The organism is Parapedobacter sp. GCM10030251 (genome assembly GCF_042666505.1).
Classification (GTDB): Bacteria; Bacteroidota; Bacteroidia; order Sphingobacteriales; family Sphingobacteriaceae; genus Parapedobacter.
Genome location: NZ_JBHTDN010000011.1, coordinates 72385 through 92977 on the forward strand (window position 1 = coordinate 72385; position 20593 = coordinate 92977).

17 protein-coding genes are annotated in these 20593 nt (G+C 50.5%); 6 read left to right on the top strand and 11 right to left on the bottom strand.

Annotation, left to right across the window (positions count from 1 at the left end; all coding sequences use genetic code 11):
- Positions 1 to 47: 47 nt before the first annotated feature.
- Complete coding sequence (locus tag ACFQRK_RS20945) at positions 48 to 710, top strand: metal-dependent transcriptional regulator (RefSeq protein WP_379010127.1); 663 nt, start codon at positions 48 to 50, stop codon at positions 708 to 710.
- Between the two features lie 55 nt (positions 711 to 765).
- A complete protein-coding gene (gene smpB, locus ACFQRK_RS20950; protein WP_379010129.1) occupies positions 766 to 1221 on the top strand; it encodes an SsrA-binding protein SmpB in 456 nt (151 codons plus the stop codon).
- A 7-nt stretch (positions 1222 to 1228) separates the two neighbouring features.
- Here the strand turns inward: smpB and ACFQRK_RS20955 are convergent, their stop codons facing one another.
- Together ACFQRK_RS20955 and ACFQRK_RS20960 are read right to left on the bottom strand one after the other, a co-directional pair.
- Entirely contained in the window at positions 1229 to 3037 is a 1809-nt protein-coding gene (locus ACFQRK_RS20955) for a DNA mismatch repair protein MutS (RefSeq protein ID WP_379010130.1), read from the bottom strand.
- Between the two features lie 20 nt (positions 3038 to 3057).
- Entirely contained in the window at positions 3058 to 3714 is a 657-nt protein-coding gene (locus ACFQRK_RS20960; protein ID WP_379010131.1) for a protein-L-isoaspartate(D-aspartate) O-methyltransferase, read from the bottom strand.
- Between the two features lie 70 nt (positions 3715 to 3784).
- Here ACFQRK_RS20960 and ACFQRK_RS20965 point away from each other — a divergent pair, with 70 nt between their 5' ends.
- On the top strand, positions 3785 to 4522 hold the full coding sequence (locus ACFQRK_RS20965; protein ID WP_379010132.1) for a hypothetical protein: 738 nt from the start codon (positions 3785 to 3787) through the stop codon (positions 4520 to 4522).
- Here the strand turns inward: ACFQRK_RS20965 and priA are convergent.
- Both priA and ACFQRK_RS20975 read right to left on the bottom strand, forming a co-directional pair.
- Positions 4516 to 6999 (bottom strand): primosomal protein N', encoded by a 2484-nt coding sequence (gene priA / locus ACFQRK_RS20970; protein ID WP_379010134.1) that lies wholly within the window; start codon positions 6997 to 6999, stop codon positions 4516 to 4518. The genes ACFQRK_RS20965 and priA overlap by 7 nt on opposite strands.
- A 17-nt stretch (positions 7000 to 7016) precedes the next feature.
- Positions 7017 to 7406 carry a DUF423 domain-containing protein gene (locus tag ACFQRK_RS20975; protein WP_379010135.1) on the bottom strand — a complete coding sequence of 130 codons (390 nt, stop codon included), beginning with the start codon at positions 7404 to 7406 and terminating at the stop codon, positions 7017 to 7019.
- 190 nt (positions 7407 to 7596) lie between these two features.
- Between ACFQRK_RS20975 and ACFQRK_RS20980 the strand changes: the two genes are divergently transcribed.
- A complete protein-coding gene (locus ACFQRK_RS20980; protein WP_379010137.1) occupies positions 7597 to 8349 on the top strand; it encodes a hypothetical protein in 753 nt (250 codons plus the stop codon).
- Between the two features lie 117 nt (positions 8350 to 8466).
- On the opposite strand, the gene ACFQRK_RS20985 is transcribed toward ACFQRK_RS20980, so the two are convergent.
- Complete coding sequence (locus ACFQRK_RS20985; protein ID WP_379010139.1) at positions 8467 to 11505, bottom strand: ThuA domain-containing protein; 3039 nt, start codon at positions 11503 to 11505, stop codon at positions 8467 to 8469.
- A 259-nt stretch (positions 11506 to 11764) separates the two neighbouring features.
- On the opposite strand from ACFQRK_RS20985, the gene ACFQRK_RS20990 reads away from it, so the two are divergent.
- Complete coding sequence (locus tag ACFQRK_RS20990) at positions 11765 to 12814, top strand: DUF6695 family protein (RefSeq protein ID WP_379010141.1); 1050 nt, start codon at positions 11765 to 11767, stop codon at positions 12812 to 12814.
- Positions 12815 to 12845: 31 nt separating this feature from the next.
- The gene (gene panD, locus ACFQRK_RS20995) at positions 12846 to 13214 is read left to right on the top strand and encodes an aspartate 1-decarboxylase (protein WP_379010142.1); all 369 of its coding nucleotides are present in this window, start codon (positions 12846 to 12848) and stop codon (positions 13212 to 13214) included.
- Between the two features lie 21 nt (positions 13215 to 13235).
- On the opposite strand, the gene ACFQRK_RS21000 is transcribed toward panD, so the two are convergent.
- The 6 genes from ACFQRK_RS21000 to ACFQRK_RS21025 all read right to left on the bottom strand — a co-directional run bounded on the left by ACFQRK_RS21000 (position 13236) and on the right by ACFQRK_RS21025 (position 20593).
- A complete protein-coding gene (locus ACFQRK_RS21000; RefSeq protein WP_379010144.1) occupies positions 13236 to 14186 on the bottom strand; it encodes a dihydrodipicolinate synthase family protein in 951 nt (316 codons plus the stop codon).
- A gap of 2 nt (positions 14187 to 14188) precedes the next feature.
- Positions 14189 to 15418, bottom strand: a complete 1230-nt coding sequence (locus tag ACFQRK_RS21005; protein WP_379010145.1) for an MFS transporter — start codon at positions 15416 to 15418, stop codon at positions 14189 to 14191.
- On the bottom strand, positions 15415 to 16515 hold the full coding sequence (locus tag ACFQRK_RS21010) for a galactose oxidase (protein WP_379010146.1): 1101 nt from the start codon (positions 16513 to 16515) through the stop codon (positions 15415 to 15417). The genes ACFQRK_RS21005 and ACFQRK_RS21010 overlap by 4 nt, the downstream gene beginning before the upstream one ends.
- A gap of 35 nt (positions 16516 to 16550) precedes the next feature.
- A complete protein-coding gene (locus tag ACFQRK_RS21015) occupies positions 16551 to 17483 on the bottom strand; it encodes a dihydrodipicolinate synthase family protein (RefSeq protein ID WP_379010148.1) in 933 nt (310 codons plus the stop codon).
- Between the two features lie 52 nt (positions 17484 to 17535).
- Complete coding sequence (locus tag ACFQRK_RS21020; protein ID WP_379010150.1) at positions 17536 to 18942, bottom strand: sialate O-acetylesterase; 1407 nt, start codon at positions 18940 to 18942, stop codon at positions 17536 to 17538.
- A gap of 178 nt (positions 18943 to 19120) precedes the next feature.
- Positions 19121 to 20593, bottom strand: coding sequence for a sulfatase (locus tag ACFQRK_RS21025; protein WP_379010151.1), 1473 nt, complete (start codon positions 20591 to 20593; stop codon positions 19121 to 19123).

Consider the following 20593-nt stretch of genomic DNA (forward strand, 5'->3'; position numbering starts at 1 on the left):
CCTTTTCTATTTTGCATATACCATGCAAGTTGCCTAAGTTTGTGATTATGCTATCCGATACCGAGGAAAATTACTTAAAAGCCCTGCTCCGGATCACCGGCGAGCAAGGCAGTGGCGGCGAAGCTGGCACCAATCAATTGGCGGGACGACTAAATGTACGTCCGGCTACCGCCACCGATATGCTCAAGAAACTCAGGGAGAAACAGCTTGTCAATTACGAAAAATACGGAAAAATATCACTCACCGATACCGGACGCGATCTAGCGGTTGCCATTATACGCAAACACCGGCTCTGGGAAACTTTTCTATTCGATAAATTAGGATTCAGCTGGGATGAGGTACATGAGGTTGCGGAACAACTGGAACATATTAAATCTGACAAACTGGTGGAACGGCTGGATCGATTCCTGGGATTTCCCCAATTCGACCCACATGGAGACGCCATTCCAACGGCCGAAGGTGACTACGTCAATGAAGCCCGCCTCACGTTAACCGAAGCGACAGAGCAGCAATCCTATATCATTATCGCTGTAAAAGATAACAGTCCGTCTTTTCTGCAATACGTCAGCGAAATCGGTATGAGCATACACAGCCAGGTCCATGTGATACAGAAATATGCGTTCGATCACTCCATGGCGCTGGATATCGACGGCAAGACCGTCAATATCTCGGATAAGGTAGCGCAGAACATTTATTGCAAACCGGTATAAGCGTTGCACACCGGGGCATATCAGCGAAGCTGATTCCCTGCAAAAAAAGAAAATCATGGCATTCTCTTCAGATATCAATATCAAAAATAAAAAGGCCTTCTTCGAATATCACATACTCGACACGTATGTGGCAGGTATCCGGCTTCTTGGCACGGAAATCAAATCCATTCGCGAAGGAAAAACCAACATCAACGATTCCTTTTGTTCGTTCTTCGACGACGGTCTCTATATCCGTAACATGCACATCGCAGAATACTCGCACGGATCGTTTTATAACCATGAGGCGAAACGGGACCGGCAGCTGCTCTTGACCAAAAAGGAACTCAAAAAATTGAAGACCAAAAGCGAAGAACGGGGATTTACCATTATTCCGTTGCGCATTTTTATCGGTAACCGGGGCTTTGCCAAAATCGAGATCGCACTGGCCCAGGGGAAAAAGGACTTTGACAAACGGGAAACCATAAAAGAGCGGGATACGAAACGGGAATTGGCGCGGGTAATAAAAGGTTAGCACGACGTCAGTCTACGTCTACGCCGATTCCTTTTAAAAGTAACGACGCGTTGAAAATCGTGCATGCCCCTTCTTTTAGTTTATAATCAAAAAGCATCTCGCCACTGCGCACCTGGATATCGAAGTGGAAATTATGTACCACGCCGGGATATTCATCGGCCAATTTCGCCAACTGAAGGTCGTGTGTAGCGACCATGCCAACCCCGCGATAAGCGATTAGCTTTTTGATAATGGCTTTGGATCCACGGTATTTGTCGACCGAGTTGGTTCCTCGCAGCATCTCGTCAATAAGAAAAAATGTATCCGATTGGCTTTCCACCGTTCTCAGGACCGTTTGTATGCGATTCAATTCGGCCTTGAATGTAGAAGTACTTTCATTCAGCGAATCCGCAATGCGCATATAGGTAATCAAGTAGAAAACGGACACCCGCATCTCTTTACCGCAAATAGGTGCCCCGCAGAATGCCAGCACCGCATTGATTCCGACTGTACGAAGGAAGGTACTTTTACCGGCCATATTCGATCCCGTAATCAGGGCGATCCGGTGGCCGTCCATTTGGTAGTCATTGGGCACAGCATTTCTCACCGGAATCAGGGGATGTGCAAGTGCTTCCGCGGCAAAAAACGGGGTTTCGGTTTCCATAATTAGGGGGAACACCCATCCGGGGTGATTCCTTCGCAACGCTGCCAAGCTTCCCAACACTTCGAACTCAGCGACGGCATTAAACGCCTCGAGAACGTCCGTGCCGTACTTTTTACGCCACTCAATCAGTGCAAACACCTGCCTGAAATCCCAAAGGGCCGCCATGTTGAGTACGGCCCCCACCAACATGTTCAACCGATAATCCAGCCGATCGATCAGTGTGGCCAATTCCCTGAATATTACCGAAACGGGTGTATGGTTCTCGGCCGATCGCAAAGACAGACTCAGTTCCCTGCCACGCTCGCTCTGCCATGCTTTATTCTCGATCAATTCAAATGCCGCGGCAAACTCACTTAATAGACGGCCCGCCCGGTCGGTCAATCCCGCTATCCGGTTTACTTTTCTGCCGTATCCAATGGCAGCCAACAGGTGCATAAGGGCGAAGAACAGAGCGACTCCCGAAAACACCGGAATGAACCCTGCGGCAATGATAAGCGTCGCCATCAGCCAAGGCACCGCTTTGACATACAGCCGCAAGCCCCGGTTGCCGAACGGCGTATCAGAATTGCGCAAAAACTGCGCAAATTGATGCTTAAAATCTATCGGATGATGCAGGTTAAACCACAACCGGGACTGAAACTTCTGACACCAATCCAGGTCATCTGCCAACTCTGCGACTGCCTGCTGCCGAACCTTGATATCGTCGGTACCCGCCGGTGCTGACAACCATCCAGCCAATGAGGCATTGGCTTGAGGGGTAGCCGCACGGTTAAGCAATGCAAAGAGCGACGAAGGTCCGAAAATATCCAGATCACCGCTGTAAGGATGGCGACTATCCATGTATGCCCGACCGTCAGAGTACCGATTAGGTTTCCCTTCCAAAAGGTCAATTTCATTTTGATTGACCGCCAGAAAACTCTCCAGCTCCACTTTCCGTTTTTCCAGCTTGCTCTGTCGCCATACCAATCCAGCAAACAGCACGATAACCGCAAAAAAAACTCCGGTTACCAATCCCACCTGCTCCGACTGCACAGCCATGAACAACGCTGCTCCGCCTCCGATAATCGCAGCAAGGCGCAGCAGCGAGTTACGATTAATGGATCGGCGCAAGCCAGCCAGCTGCGAATGGCTGTCCGTTATATTCCTATGATATGCATCAAAAATATTTTCCATCCGCTATCACTTGTTCCCTACTACCACGCTTGGTCGCCTACCAACGGAACGAACCGAAACGTATCCAATTCAATCCGTTCGTATTCCTGCTCCCCAACACGAAGAATGGTCACCATTTTCTGCTCTTTTTCGCTTCCAACCGGTATAACCATCACCCCCCCTATTCGAATTTGCTTCAGCATAACATCGGGCACAAACGGTGCCCCAGCCGTGACCAGTATCTTGTCATACGGTGCATGTTCGGGTATCCCCTTGGAACCGTCGCCTAAGAAAAAGTGCGGCCTATACCCCATGTACGGCAGCACCCGGATGGTTCGATCGTATAAACTGCGTTGACGTTCGATCGTATACACGTCGGCGCCTAATTCAAGCAAAATACAGGTTTGGTAACCGGAACCCGTCCCTATTTCCAACACCTTGTCCCCACGCTGGATATGCAGCAGCTCCGTCTGGTATGCAACGGTATAAGGCTGAGAAATGGTCTGTCCATCGCCGATTGGAAAAGCAATGTCTTTGTACGCCTGGTTCCAGAAAGTTTCATCGAAAAAAAAATGCCGTGGAACCTTGCCGATGGCAGCCAGCACGTTTTTGTCCTCTATCCCCCGCCGTTTTAATAGCTCGACCAACTGCTTCCTCGCTCCCCGTTCACGGTAATTGTCAATAAACTTATATGCCATTATGCTCCAAAAATACGTAGATTAGGTGAAAAATTTCTATTTTCGCAGGAGACAAATACGACTATTGCGGATGAGGTATATTCTTTTAACGCTCTTATTGTGTTTCGGAGCTGGTCAGCTGTCCGCACAGGTAACGAGAATTGATACGGTGGATTACCCCGCTATCGTCGTCCCCAAGAAAAAGAGGTATCATTTCAACACAGATTATTGGTATACGATTGCCGTTCGCACGTATGCCTATGAGCAATTTCCACAGTTGCTTAACCAGCCTTCAGGCCAGCCTTTCCACACTTCTTATTTCAATGGCCTATTATTCAAAATAAACGACAATCAAATCAGTTATCGGCTGCAGGCAGCCCATTTTAACAACGACATCGAGTTTGATAACGAGTGCGAGGGCTGTTTTCCCAAGGTAACGGGAAAATTGCAAAACACAGCGGTTAAGGTTGGGGCAGAAAAAAATCTGAATTATTCCCGGTTTCAGCCCTATTTTGGAGCAGATCTGGGATTTATGGTCCAAAAGTTTAGCACCAAAGGATTTGAGAATTCTCCTGTATTTGCTGAAGACAATAAGAATGCCCTGTTATTTTCTCCTTTCGTCGGTGCAAAATTATACATTGTTCCACGGATAGCCGTCAGTGCCGAGGCCAATTTTAACATTGCGTATACCTACCAGAAAGTAAACAACTACAGCGACCATTCCTTTACCGGTGCGCCCAATCAAACAAAGCGTTACCGATGGGAGTATTTTTTTGGGCCTGTGGCAGCCGTCACGCTGCAATACAGCTTCGGTATACTCAATCAATAGGGATCTACATCTACCTGCACACGGACACCTCGGTTGGACTTGTGGCTTTCGAATTGTTGCAGGATGGCCTTAACCAATTCCTTTACCTTGCTTACACTTGTGCCCACGCGCTCCACCTTAAGCAGGATGCTGAAAATGTAATGGTTGCGAACACGCCCTACCAAGGGGGCCTCAGGGCCTACCACCCGATGACCCAACGCTTCCCTTAACGAAGTTGCCAATCGGTAAGATGCATCGTGCGCAATCGGTTGTTCTTTATGCTTTACATCCAGCCGGAATAGCCGAAAAAAAGGCGGATAGGCATAATTCTTACGCTCGGCTACCTCCGCCATGAACATACCTTCGTAGTCGTTGGCGATCACCTGCTGGATAATGCGGTGATGGGGTGCATAGGATTGGATGATAACCTTCCCATTGCTATCCCGGCGGCCCGCCCTTCCGCTGACCTGGGCCAGTAGCGAAAACGCGCGTTCATGTGCCCTGAAATCGGGGTAGTTAATCAAGCCATCGGCATTGATAATACCGATTATGCTTACGTTTCCGAAATCCAACCCTTTGGCGACCATCTGGGTGCCTACCAAAATATCGTAAACGCGCTCATCGAAGGCATTCAATACCCGATCAAAACCATGTTTCCCCCGCGTGGAATCCAAGTCCAGGCGACCGATACGCGCCTCTGGCAGCAATGTTTCCAGCTCCTCCTCCACCCTTTCAGTGCCGAAACCTTTGCTCTCTATATGTGTGGACCCGCAGGCGGGACACACCTGTATAGGATCTTCCGAAAATCCGCAATAATGGCAATGTAACTTACCGCTGCTTTTGTGATAGGTCAGGCTGACATCACAGTGAATGCATTTCGCGATATAGCCGCAGGTTTTGCATTGTAAGAGCGGCGTGTGCCCGCGCCGGTTCTGGAAAAGAATGACCTGTTGTCGCTGAGCAACGGCGTTTTCCATTTCCTGAAGCAACGTATTGCTGAAATAGGAAGTCATATTGCCCTTCCGGTTTTCCTCGCCGATATGCACGGACACAATATCAGGAAGCTTGGCTTCTCCAAAGCGCTGTTTCAATTCAACCAGCCCATATTTTCCCGCCCGGGCATTATAATAGCTTTCTACGGCAGGCGTTGCCGATCCCAACAACACCTTTGCACCGTGAATATGGCCAAGGTAAATGGCGGTATCACGGGCGTGATAGCGGGGAGCCGGATCAAACTGTTTATAGGAGGTCTCGTGTTCCTCATCGACAACAATGAGCCCCAATGCGCGAAACGGCAAAAAAACGGCTGAGCGCGCCCCCACAATCACCTGGTACTCGTTATTGAGCACCTTGTTCCAGACTTCCGCACGCTCGTTATCGTTAAACCGCGAATGATAGACGCCTAATTTACCACCGAAATGTAGCCGTAGGCGCTCGGTTATCTGGGTAGTAAGTGCGATCTCAGGAAGTAAGTACAGCACATTTTTTTCCTGGGCTACCGCTTCTTCAATAAGGCGGATGTATACCTGCGTTTTTCCTGAGGCCGTGACGCCATGCAAGAGCACCACATCCTTTGCCGCAAACCGATCATTGACTTCGTCGAATGCCTTTAACTGGACGTCACTGAGCGTAAAGTCTCCTGTGAGTTCAACATCCTCACCGGCGAGACGGCTAACCGCACGCTCCTCAGCAATAAATATCCCCTTTTTAATCAAGGCAGTAATACTCGCTGAACCACATCCACTGGCTTCAAGGATATCGGCTTTGGTTATCCTGGAAAGGCGCCGATTCAATTGGAGGTATGCCAAAACAGCGTCTTGTTGTTTCGGAGCATTGCTAAGCATTTCCAGCAACAACTTTCGCCCCACATCATCGCCATAGTCGGCGTGCAGCGAAATAAAGGTCTTTAATTTGGGCTTGTATTTCGGAGCAATCTCCTCCGAAATCAGCACCAACCCCCTGTCGAACAGTCTTTTCAATATAGGAAATACCGTCTTTTGGCCAAGCAATTTAACAATATCGCTTACCTTCAATTCCGGCGAGATCTCCAAGGCATCCAAAATCAGGAACTCTTTGTCATTAAGCGACGACCTATCCACCGAACTTACATCTGCGGCGATGATCCGTGTTTCGCTCGCCAGTTTTAAAGCGGCAGGCAAAGCCGCCTGCATGACTTCGCCGAGTGTACACAAATAATAAGCCGACATCCACTCCCAAAGACGAAGTTGGGCACGATCCACTACCGGACTCTCGTCCAGGATATCCAAGATATACTTTGCCTCATAACGTTCGGGCGCTTCATGGGTTATCTGATAAATGACCGCTGAATAGACTTTGTTTTTTCCAAACTGAACGATAACCCGCTTACCTACCGCTACCCTTGCATTCCACGCGTTGGGAACCCGATAGGTGTAGGTTTTGGAAAGGGCCAAAGGTAGCACCACCTCTACGAATAACGTAGTACGCATATCGGCATTACCTTCCGTAAATTCGAGCATGGCAAACGGAATAAGGTCTATCCCTTGTTTTTTATGGTGGCAATAAATAGGCCCGTCCACCCCAGAATGAAACACAATCCCCCCACCGGGGTTACAGGACCTAAAATGGTCGGCGCCCCGAAATCGGTGATTGAATAGGTACTCAAAAGATACAAGGACCCGGAAAACAACAAAATCCCCAAGGTAAACGTAACAAAGGAAAATCTGATGTAGCTGTTTTTTGCCCGTGAGAAAGTAGCTAAAAATAACAAAGCTACGGTGTGGTAAAATTGGTAATCGACTGCCGTCTCCCAGGTCTCCAGGTGGTCTTCACTGATTTTGCCTTCCAAACCGTGAGCCCCAAAAGCTCCCAGTACCACAGCGGTCAGGCCAAAAAAGGAAGCGGTGAGTATAATCCGTTTATTCATTCGTCGATAATTTTTCAATTGATGTATTGAAGGCCAATTTATGTCAGATTATTTTGCCAAACATAACGATAATTAGGTGGATATGCAAGATACTGCTACTAAGGGAAAACAACCTTGTTTGGCCCGGCAAGAAGCCGTTTTTTTAAATTGATATTCACGAATGCATGGCTTTTTAACTAAGTTTGTAAGAATGAGGAATCTGATCATCATCACTTCGGTTGTGTTCATTGCCATCGTTGTCACCTCGTACGTCTATTTCTCGAATCTGGAAAAGAAGGACCAGCTTTGGCAAGAAGGCGGGGAAATTGCCGATGTGGATACATCGGCAGCAGATGCAACCGCTCAGCATGCCGTTCCCTTATGGACTTTTGACTTAAACGCGGAGCCGGCAAACGAACCCGCTGTCTTTTTGCTGAACGATGCCCACCGGTTTGTATTGGTGCAGGATGCGTATCACATTCTGTATGCGGTTTCGGCAAATGGCGAAAAATTATGGAACGCTCAGCTTCCGGGTGCCATCGTAGGCAAAATACACCAGCTTCCCGACAGTAGTCTGCTATTCACCACCGCCGAGCGGTTATACCGCATCGACAACGAGGGGGATCCGTTACCAGGCTTTTCGCTACAGCTTCCGCAAAGAGCTACCGAGAGCGGCGCCACACCTGCCTATGAGAACAACGGCGACGTCCGGATCAACGTACAAGCAGGCAATCGCATTCTTTCTTTCGATGGTCGGGGAAGGCGTCTCCAAATTCGGAGTAACCGCGCGAACTTGGCAAACGCTGGCATCGATGAATATCCGCCCCAAAACAGCCCGGTCGATAGCTTGCCGACGGGGTGCGGTCCACTGTCCTACTATGGCCCGCTCGTGGGCAATGAAGCCAACTACCTGCTTTGTGGTAAAGACGATGATCGCAGATTGTATTGCTATCGCTACGACTGAGTTCCTTGCAAAGTAGTCTGAGCCTCACAAGCGGACTATCCGCGAGCCGCCCACCCCCCTTTTTTGGGGCGACCCCCGGCCACCATACCCTTAACGGTCATACCCCATCAGCCAACGTCAGTCAGCTGATTTTGGGGCTAACTTCAAGTCCACCGTCTTCGATCCGGGCAATGGCCGGATTCCCATGCCGGGCGTATTTGTATATTGGGCGTGGAAGCGTAGCACCGTTTCTTCAGCACCTGCATCCGACTTTTTAGCTACGATTACGCCTTTGGCGGGCAGCGATTTCTGTTTTGCGGCTTGATCATCTGCGAGCGACAGTACCCACTGAACGATTTGCTTAGCTTCGCCTTCTTTCATGCCCGGATGCGCGGCCATGGCAACTTCTCCCCAAACGCCGCTTCCGCCATTCAAAACTTTATCCACCAAGTAAGACGTAGCATCTTTTTGGCCCTGGTATTTTTTGGCTACCTGCATAAACGAAGGACCCACGCTTTTTTCTGATATTTTGTGACAAGACTGGCAATCCGACGCCATCATCAGACTCCTGCCCAAAACAAGTTCAGATACCTGTTGGTGCCCCAATGAAGCGCCGGCGAGATCCGTACCTTTTACATAATCCACCGATACTACCAAGTTAGCCGGATCGATTTCCCGACCATGATCATCCACTTTCACTTCATATTCAATGCGTTCTCCCGGCGTGTAGAAGCCGGTCGTATTGGACAAAATAATTTCAACAGACGGCTCCTCATTCCCGGCATAGATCGATGCGGGATTTGATTCGGTCCGATTACCTGATGGATCACTCACCGTGACGCTTACGGGATATTCCCCTGATCGATCCAGTGTATACGTGATCGACGGATCCGCTGTCTCCTGGATGGTCTCCCCGATTTTCCAGGTATAAGTCAGCTTATCGTTTTCATGGTCGGTAGCTTCTACGGTAGCATGGATGGTAAATGGAACCGAACCGTTCTTCTTCTCCAACCTCACTTCGCCTACCTGTGGAGGCAAGTTACCCGAGAGGTAGTCGATCCGCACGATACCTGCATCTTTGTTTTTAGCGAACCAGCCCCTGCCGTATTCCAGGATGTACAACCTGCCGTCCTTACCCACCTCCATGTCAATCGGGTTCGCGAACGACTCGCCCTCCATAAAAGGTTCCATTTTGTCAAAATCGCCGTTAGCCTGCATGGTGACTGCCTTGATCCATCCCCGGATCCAATCATAGATAATCAACTTACCGTTGTAGTAATCCGGGTAACGAGTTTCTTCCGGGAACCTGTCGGTGTAATAAACGGGGCCCGCCATTGCATTCCGGCCGCCGGTACCTACCTGCGGGAAATCTGGCGATGCCGCATAGGGATACCAGATAAAGGCCGGTTGTGCCGGTGGAAGGGTCGTCAGTCCGGTGTTGTTGGGCGAGTTGTTTTCCGGTCGTTCAGGATCAAACGCTTCGCCGGATCGGCCGGTTGTATAATCAAAGGCACGGTATGCGTAGTTATTGCCCACAAATAACGGCCACCCGAAAAACCCTGCTTGCCTCGCTTGGTTTACCTCATCGTAACCCCGTGGACCGCGTGTGCTCAGACTATCGTTGTTTGCATCGGGCCCCACTTCCCCCCAATAAAGATAGCCGGTTTTCTGATCAACCGAAATCCGGTAAGGGTTACGGTTACCCATTACGTATATCTCCGGCCGGGTTTTATCGGTCCCTTTGGGGAAAAGATTGCCGTCCGGTATTTCATAACTGCCATCGGGCAATATTTTTATACGCAGGATTTTGCCCCGCAAATCATTGGTATTGCCTGATGACCGACGGGCGTCATATTGCTCATAGCCCGGTCGCCCGTCCAACGGTGCAAATCCGTGATTTTTGTATTTGGAAGGATCCGGCTGATCGAAAGGCGTGGTATTGTCACCTGCAGACAGATACAGTAATCCGTTGCCTCCAAAGGCAATGGAACCGCCTGTATGGCAGCAAATCTGCCGCTGCGAGTAAAACTGCAGAACCACCTTCTCTGACGCTAAATCAAGTTTGCCGTTATCAAAAACAAACCGCGACAATCGATTTACCGATGTATCCACGGGACTATAAAAAGCATAAATAAACTTATTGTTTTCATAGTCCGGATCGAGGGCCAATCCCATGAACCCCTCCTCGGCATTCACGTTAGGTACGCCGGATTGGTGATATACGTTTAGGAAACCAACCTGTTCCACGGTGCGGCTTTCCTGCTTATATAACATCAATTCACCACGCCGTTGAGCAATCAGGATGTCAAAATTTGGCAATATAGCCATTTCAGTAGGTTCAAAAAGTCCTCCCTGGTGCAACTGTGTTTTGGTAAAACGCTGCCGCTCAGGTGGCAACTGCGTCTTTGCCTTACCGTAGTTGAGCTTTTGGTTTTTGCCAATTGCATACTTAATCCCGCCCGCTATCAATTTCAGGTGGAGGGGATCCTGGAAGGACTCCGAAGAATGTCCCAATGCGGTGTAAAATGAACGGCCCCCATCGTATTCACGGTACCAAACCATTGGGTGATTTTCACCGTTTTTCCCCCCTTCATAACTTTTTTCATCAATGGTGATCAATACGTTGTTGTCCGGATGAAGCTTCTTGAAATTATACCATTCGTCGTTATACCGGAACGTTGCGGGCAGCCCTTTGGTCGCCATATGGTTGGTGTCAAGTACATGGAAGCTCGCGTCCTGGGGATGGGGATGACCTTCGAAATACCCCCCAACCAAACGGCCGAACCAACCCCAATCGTATTCGGTGTCCGATGCGGCGTGGATTCCTACGAAACCTCCCCCCGCCTGAATATACCGTTCAAATGCTGCCTCTTGACGATAGTCGAGCACATCACCCGTCGTGCTCAGGAATACCACCGCCGAGTAATTTTTCAGGCTGTCTTCGGTAAACCATGCGGCATTTGTGGTGGTATCTACCTCAAATCCGTTTTCTTCGCCAAGCTTGCGTATGGCTTCGTTACCCGCTGGGATGGATTCGTGATAGAATCCAGCTGTTTTGCTGAACACCAATATCCTTGGCTTGCCACTGCGCTTGTTGCAAGAGCTTATGCCAACGATGGCAAAAACAAGGATAAAAATAAAAGGCATTCGGCCAATATCTGCTCTAAGATGTTTCATGTTACGGTTTTATCACGTTAGCAATATCTGGGTTACAAAAATGATAATTTCTATGACAATATGATGATTAAATTTATCTTTCCTCAAGCAGGACCCGAAATTCCCAATTCTTTACAGATTCTAAGGGTTACTTCACTGCCAGTGAAATCTGTGATCAACTTGCGGCAGCAGTGGTCGGACGCAGGTTTCATTGCAGATAGAGGTAAATCGTGCGGATGAAAACGCAAGTTGGATGAAAAAGTAGTGAACGGAGGATACGTTGGAAGAATACCGAGACTTAGCATTAGTTATTGCTTGGCCTGACCAAACTGCACGTGGAGATGAACAGTGGATGGCCGTCCTGAAACGAGTTGGAATTGTAAAAAACCTGAACTTTAAGGTAGGCCACGCTGCAATCGTATTGGTAAACCATCGAAATGGATTACTGAATTATTATGATTTCGGTCGGTACATCACGCCGCGTGGATGTGGGCGGGCACGGTCGGCAGCATCCGACCCAAGGCTGGCGCTTGCTACGCGTGCGCAGATCGACGCGCATGGAACCCTTCAAAATTTACAGGAAATTCTAACGGAACTCCATCAGAAAGAAAACGCCACCCATGGAGGCGGCAGGCTTTTCTTTTCTATCGCCAACAGCCTCTCTTACGGAAAAGCCGCACGGTTTGCCGAACACCTGGTGAATCAAGGGCCCATTCCTTACGGGGCCGTCGCCAAAGGCAATAACAGCTGCTCGCGGTTTGTTGCCCAGGTACTGCTAGCCGGGTGGGCAACCGGAAACCCGGCAAAGCAACGGGTAAAATTTCCCGAAAGCCTCAAACCGAGTCCGATGAGCAATGTGGTGAATGCGTCGCCGGATAAGGTGGTGTATTGCTACCACCGGGGCAATTTGACGTCCAAGCGGATGACCCGCTGGCAATCGCTTCACTTCCAAATCGATTTACTGCTTCACAACGTATCGGCGGCCAAAGCGAAGGAACTCCCCTGCGACCGCCATCCGGGCAATACCGCAGAGCCAACAAGACCTGCATCCATACCTGCAAGTGCCCAATGGTTAGGCGGCATTGGTGAGGGCGCTTGGTACGTGCTTGAACAAGATACAGAAACTGGCACGTTCTTGGTAGTCAAGTATGGGATAGATGGCCGGATCGATTATCAGGTGCGTTGTCAGCCCCATGATGGGATAGACCTTTCCCGGCCGTATCGGTTTACGTTCGACTGCCATTATCAGCGGCATGTTGTGATTCAACACGAACAGTCGTTTCTTTTGGAGACGTGCGAGCACGCTGAAAGCTATGTCCGGACCGCATGACAATCAAACTAAAAAAACACAATAACAACAAATGGAGTTAACTATTTTAAAATCAAAAATCCACACCGTTAAAGTAACCGAGGCAAACGTTGAATACAATGGATCGATCACGGTAGATGCTGATCTATTGGATGCAGCGCAAATCAAAAAATACGAACAGGTATATATTAACAACGCGATCAACGGCAGTCGCATCATGACTTACGTGCTTCCCGGCAGACGCGGCAGCGGCGAAGTTTGCATGAATGGCGGCGCAGCATTACATGCCAAGGTAGGCGACACGGTACACATCCTCAGCTTCTTTAAGGTTACCGAAACGGAAGCCGACAGTTACCAACCGGTATTGGTGTTCACCAAGGAAGGTAACCAGATTGCTTCCGTGGAACGGTATAATTATTAATTCGGTCCAGTTTGTTTCCTTTCAGGATCCCGTCTCAAGAAACCACTTCGGTAACATTTCTTTAGCAGCTCGCCTTATACGGGACACGTCCGTCGTTGATATCCATTGGTATGGCCAACGCAGTCGTGTCCCAACATCTGCCCAATTGCCCACAGCAGCCAGCAATTTATCCAATGCGGGATTGCTGTATCCCTGTTCGGCAAACGGAACGATATAGCGTGCAAAGAACTGTTGAATAAGCTGTTCAACGGCTAATGCTTCGTTCATATCGGCCTGCATCAATTGCCACCACCGTTGTGCCGCCCACGGGTTTAGGCAGGCAACATTGGAATAAGCACCCCGGGCAATGCCCTTTGAAACGCCTGTAGCCAGATGATGTCCGGGCACAAAAACCGCCACTTTCTCCGCGACGGGATTCATCCGTTTGTACCAGTTATCATCGCCATCCAATAATTTGATACTGATCAGTGTGGGGACACGTTCCACCAAAGCACGGTATTGTTCCGGTTGCAGCACGTGCTTTGCATGCGGTGGGTTATACAATACAATGGGTATGGGGCTTGCTTCGGCTGCTATTTTCGTCAGGAAATCAATGGCCTCCTTCTCCGTAACCCGAACCCAATCGGGCAGGATAACCTGATATGCGGCCGGATTCAGGTGTTTCGTGCGCCGGATGCGCTCCACCATCGTTACCGGAACGGGATGCGATGCTCCGATCTGAAATCGCATGTTACTGGCTTGGCACTTCGTAGCCAGCAACTCATTTACGCGATCAAATTCCGCTTCAGTCTGCGTGTGGAACTCGCCGGCTGTTCCGTTGGAATAGATACCATCTACCCGTGCGGCGATCAATGCATCCATTTCGGCAGACAACCTATGGAAATCAATCGATTCGTCTGCATTAATAGGCAACAGCAACGTTCCCCAATTTCCCCGGCAAGTCACCGCCGTCAACTGTTCAATCCCACTCATGGTTACGATTCCCTTTTTACCTTAACAAGCAGAAGTGCCCATGTTCCCAATAAAAGAAGTCCTGCGGCGACAATATAGATAGCCGACAATTTTATATCGGCGTCTTTCAGCGCGCCGCCCACGTAAACCATCAGTCCGCCTGCTAGGGTGCTCAGGAAATTCAGAATTCCATATGCGGTAGCGGCATAACGGCTGTCGACAACCTGTCTTACGACCGGCATTAGGTTCGCGTCGCTAAACCCCCGGGCAATGCCGAAAAGCAACAACACCAGGATGGCTATGACAAAGACACTCGTCCATGACATCCAGATCAATGCCGGCGCACCTACTGTAAAACCCAGCACAATCACCAATATCCGCCCCCGGGGATTCGCCTTGGACCATCGATCGGCCCAGATCCCGCCTAACACCACGCCGATAAATGACCCAATTTGGGGGTATAAGGTAGCCGATATGCCTGCCTCACCCAGTCCCAATGCAAAGCGGTCTTTCAGGAAAGTAGGAAGCCACGCATAAATCAGCCAGTTGGCGATACCCAAAACGACGAAATACACCAGCAAAACCAGGTAAGAACGTTCATTCAACAACGACCGAATGGACGCTCCCAGCCTTACCGAACCTGCTGGCTCGCCATCGGCAACAACGACGTCATCTGTTTTTCGATCGTGCAAGAGGAATAACAGCAACAGTGCGTAGACGCAACCAAAAATTCCGAAGATGTGGAATCCGTAGCGCCATCCCCACAGCTCAGCGATATAGCCTCCGACCCCTCCGAGGGCCAATCCGGTATAAAGCCCACTGAAATGGAGTCCGGTAGCCAACGACCTCGTCTTTCCGCGGTGGTAGTCGGTAATTAATGCCAGCCCCGCAGGAATGTAGAAAGCCTCGCTTATCCCCATCACGATCCGTGCGGCAATCATTTCTTCAAATGAAGACACATAGCCAGTCCATACGGTAGCCAGCGACCACACCCCGACACTGAAAATGATCACATTTCTTCGGCTGTATTTATCGGCGAGGAAGCCACCAAACGGACTGAATATCCCGTAAGACCAGAGAAACACGGAGGTAAGCAAACCGAACTGGGCGTCTGTCAGTGAGAACTCGCCTACAATGGGGTCGCGCATGGTGGTCAATAAAATCCGGTCGAGGTAGTTCAGGAATGCGACGATCCACAGTACGCCGACCAGTACCCAAGGATACCAGGATTGGGTATTCAGTGCTTTTTTCATGGTTGTTGTTTATTTAGTGTAGCCATCAACACGCGGTTGGTACGGACACCCGGGCGCACCTCGCCCATCGGAAGAACTACCTGTCCGTTCCAAATCACCAGCGGCGTGGTTACTGGCGCCCAGGTACTGGCATTGGGACGATTCTCCGGGTCGGGTTGCTTATCCGTAAGCATCTCGCCCACCGCCTGCCACGAATCTGATCCTGCTTCATACGACAGGATGTCTTTGCGGAAGCCCGGGTGCCGGTCCTGAAGCGCGCTGCTCCGGTCGGCAAGACTACCGTCGTCGCCACCGAATAGCCATAGCTTGTCGGCATTGCATGAAAAGCCCGGGCTCGGGGCTGCAGCGACGGCGTGCGGTAGATCCGCGATGCGCTCCCAACCGCGTCCCGGCGCATACCGATAGGCATCGTTTAAATAGGTGCGACGGGCCAGCGAATCGCCTTCCGGTACATGCAGCGCCACGCCACTCATCAGGTAAAACGCATTGTCCAAAACACCGGCTACGCTCAACATCCGGGAAGGCCCGGGCCAGCTTTCCAGCACGGACCATTTCCATTCCGTACGGGGGCGGTTCAAATCGAGCGACCAAAAGGTGAGTGCAGCAGATGTATCGGCCGGGTGAGTCAATCCGCCCGCCACGTAAAGAACCCCATCCAACAAAGCCCCGCAGGCGTTGGCATTCGGTGCAGGCAGATCAGGCAGTCTTTCCGTGATCAACTTTCCCGCTTCATACCGAAGCAAATAGGCGTCCGCATAATGCGTCGATTGATCGGCGCCTCCCAAAATGATTATTTGGTCTTGCCACGTTACCGATACGCCATATCCCATCGGCCGCGGCAAACGGCCAACTTCCTTCCATTCCCCGTCCTTTTCGGCCAACGCAAAAACTTTATCGCTCCATTGCTTGGTGCCGCCCGACCAGGGCCGTGTCCCTTCGGGGAAATTTGCTCCACCGGCCACGAGCAGATGTCCGTTGCTGACCCCCGCGTAGGCACCCGCAAAACCGACGGCATCCGGTACCTGTGTGGCTTGTTCCCATGTAATACGTGCTGATCCGGCGGGCTGGCAGCCCTGTCCGATCGTCAATGCCATCATAACTATCCAGCTGTTTTTTCCAGGTGTCAAATGATTCATGCGCGATCGTTCACCGGTTTAATCTGCTTCAAGGCATTGAAGAAACCAAGGGCTTCCAACCTGGATTGCAGTAATTGCCTGTCCTGTCCGGAAAGTGACACCAACGGCAGGCGTGAGGGGCCGAGGTCCATCCCGATCATTTCCATAATCGCCTTTTGGGCGGGTATGGGTGAAAACTTCACCATCTCCCGGATCATATTGACAAGCAGCAGTTGTTGTTGTTGCGCTTCGTGTAACTCACCCTGCTCAAAAAGTTCCATGACACGCAGGTATAGCGGAGCCGCAAAATTATAGGTACTGCCGACTGCCCCCTTTGCTCCTACAGCAAGTGCGGGAAGCAGCAATTCGTCATAGCCGAACAACACGTCAAATTTGCCATCTTTAAAGTTCAAGCATGCCTGGTATTCGTGGATGGTCGCCGCCGTATATTTGATACCTGCCAAATTCGGTATTTTTTCCTCCCCGAGGCGGAGAAAATCCACCATATCCATACCAACGCCGGTCAACGCAGGGATGTGATAATAATAAAATGGAGTGTTAGGTGCTGCAGCAGCTATCTGTGCCATGCTATCTACCAGATTCGCCACGTTAACCGGTTTGAAGTAAAACGCGGCCACCGCAGAAATGGCATCCGCTCCGATTTCCGCTGCATGCGCAGCAAGTTTGCGGCATTCGGCGATCGACGTGTGGCCCACATGCACGAACACCAACAACCTTCCTTTTGCCGATGCAACATACGCTTCCGCCACAGCCATCCGTTCTTCAATCGTCAGGTTCGGTCCTTCGCCATTTGTGCCACAGATAAACACCCCTTTTAATCCGTCGTCTACCAGTTTCTCAACCAAAGGGGGTATCCCGTCCAGGTTGAGCGAACCGTCGGCATGAAATGTCGCAAATGTAGCAGCAATAAGACCCTGTATTCTAATCATCGTATATAGTTATATAAATTAAGTGAATTTTTTAGCTAAACCCTCATCTTTTTTACCAATTATCCGTCCGGAAGGACGAGGCAGGCAATCCCGCGGAATTAAATAAATCGCCTCGTACCCAATCCTTAAACGCGTACCGTACACTCACCGGATTAGGGACTTCTTCGCAGCGCACCTCAACAATGTGCTTTCCTACAATACGTGCCTCGGCAGGGTAGAATACGCGGTCGTCGCCCGCCAGCTCAAACGCATGCAGCCCATTTCCTGAATCGGTTAATCCATCCGCGACGTGGTCAAAATACAATCGCACCTTCGTACCTTTCCACTTGATGCGCTTAACCACCGGACTCTGCACTTCCCCCCGCTGCTGCTTATACGTTTCCGCGAGAGCGAGGTCTGACAAACGCCGGGCGACGGTTGTCTTATCCGGCGGATGGATCGTCTGTTCGGAACCCACGTCCATGGTGACTACCATGCCGGCATTCGATAGGCTTGTTGCGGCTGCCAGTTGAGCCTCGCGCAGGTAAGCCGACTGTTGCTTTCCGTCGTATTTATAGGGAGCAATCTGTGCATAGTAAAACGGAAAATCTCCTTGATTCCAGCGTTGCCGCCATCCGCTTACCATTCCAACAAACCAATCTTCGTAGCGATTGGCCGTGGCGCGGTTTCCCTCTCCCTGATACCATATCGCGCCTTTGATACCATATCCCAGAATGGGGTTGATCATCGCGTTGAATAGCACGGTCGGTGTATTTTTTGTAATTTTCCCGGGTACGGGCTGATCGGCCAATTCGGGAAAACTGTTCAGCGTGGTTGAGTCCATCCATGCCTGCACTTGGGTACCGCCATAGGCCGATTGCAAAATGCCGACCGGCACACCAAGCTCACGCTGTAAGTTCAAGGCATATTGATAAGCAACCGCACTGAACGCTGCTACCGATGCCGAATCGGGAGCCGTCCATTCCGCATCACAGTTGTCCAGCGGGTGGACCGCGGATTTTACCGGTACCCGGAATAGACGGATCAGCGGATTGCCCGCTTCCGCAATCAGTTTACCGGCATGCAAAACCGTGTCTCTAGGTGGATTTCCTACCCGCATTCCCATATTGGACTGACCCGAAGCCAGCCAAACTTCACCGATCAGCACGTCGGTTATCACCCTTTTATCACGTTCGTCACTTAGAAAAATCTCATACGGGCCGCCAGCTTTCGGGGTCTCGATCATCAGCCGCCACCTCCCCTTGTCACCTACCTTGGCATGATACTCTTTGCCGTTCCATGAAGTTGTAGCCCTTATGGAAGTACCATCCGAAGTTCCCCAGATCGGCACGGTTGCCTGCTGCTGCAAAATCATCCCGTTGCCCATTACTGCCGGCAATTCAATACGACCGTATGCCTTGCTGTTTACAGCACTTATGAGCAAAAAAATAACTAGGGCTATTAAAACATTCCGTTGCATATACCTTATTTTTTGTGTGATACCACCTTGTGCGGAATCATATTCAACGTGCCTTACGTTACCTGGTTTTTCCATATCTGACACCTGATTGGCGTAGACTGTCGGCATGAGCGTTCTCAAACGGGCTGTTCGGTTTGTCCGCATCGGCCAGAATTGCGTTAAAGATTTATGTCGCATGCTAGTACCGTTTCTTCCACATCGAATCTAATAACGCACGCATTTTCCGCAATTCCTTTCGATAACGGGGCTGCGCAACCACGTTTTCGGTTTCAATACCGATCCCGTTATACCGATAAAGTTCCGATGCGATCACCGCGCTGTCACCGATGTTCCGCCATTCCGTATACCGATACGCTTCCGACCGCACACTGTATCCCATCACGTTGGGCGTATCCGTATACATCCAAGGGCGCGGAAATTGGCTGAATGCCCTGTTTTTCCACGACCTGCCCGGCCGGGCCAGCAAGGGTTTCAAGCTAACACCGTCTACCTCGCGGGGCGCGGGTAATCCAGCCAAATCGGCCAAAGTCGGGTAAATATCGACTAACTCGACAACGGCTTCCGTGTGCTTTCCCCGATGGGGCGTGCCGGGTACCGAAATCAGCAGCGGCACGCGTGTGTCCAATTCGAAATTCGTTGTCTTGCACCAAAGATCCAGTTCGCCCAAGTGAAAACCGTGATCGCTCCATAGCACGATAATCGTCTTATCGAGCAATCCCTGCCGTTCCAGTTCATCCAGCAAATGGCCGATCTGGGCATCGACAAAACTGATGCTGGCATAATAGCCCAGGGGCAGTTGCTCGACGAGTTCCCCTGATAATGGCCCGACATCCGGAATGTCGGTGTATCCCCGAAGTTCTGCACCGTCATGCAGAGCAAGCTGCGGAACATCTGTCGGGGGCATGGGCTGGGTAGGCTTGGGAATGGCAACATTTTTATACAGATCCCAATATTTCTTTGGCGCCGAAAACGGTAGATGGGGCCGTCTGAATCCCACCGCCAAGAAGAAATTGGTATCCTTCATTGCCTGTATAGCCTCCACGGCAGCTATGCGTACCTTTCCGTCTACGTAGGCGCTGTCAGGTACCTCGGCACACTCCGTTGCCGCGGCCTTCCACGAACGTTTTGAAGCGAGGTTTTCGCTTAGGACATATTTACCGCCTGCTTCATCGGTTACCGACAGCACTTCGGGCACCGACCAGGAAACCGGGTCCTGTGCATCTTTTGGATCGTGGTAAATCTTACCGACGGCCCGGGTTTCATATCCCTGCTTTTTGAAATACTGTGGTAAGGTAACCGCATCCGGAAGCGCCTCCCTGAAATGCGTTTGCAAATCCCAGACCTTTGTAACGTCCGGCCGCCGGCCTGTCAATACCGAAGCCCGGGATGGTGCACAAACGGCCTGCTGGCAATACGCCCGGTTAAAAACCATACCTCTTGCTGCCAATCGATCGATATTGGGCGTAATCGCTATGGAATCTCCATAACATCCCAATTGCGGCCGCAGATCGTCTACCGCAATAAAGAGCACATTGAACCGGTCAAGAGGAACCTGATCCGTTGCCTTACCCCCGATCGCATCGCTTAGCGGCCATACAATAAGCACGGCTCCTAACCATCCCCTTTTTATGTTGTTTCCGAGCCTGCACAT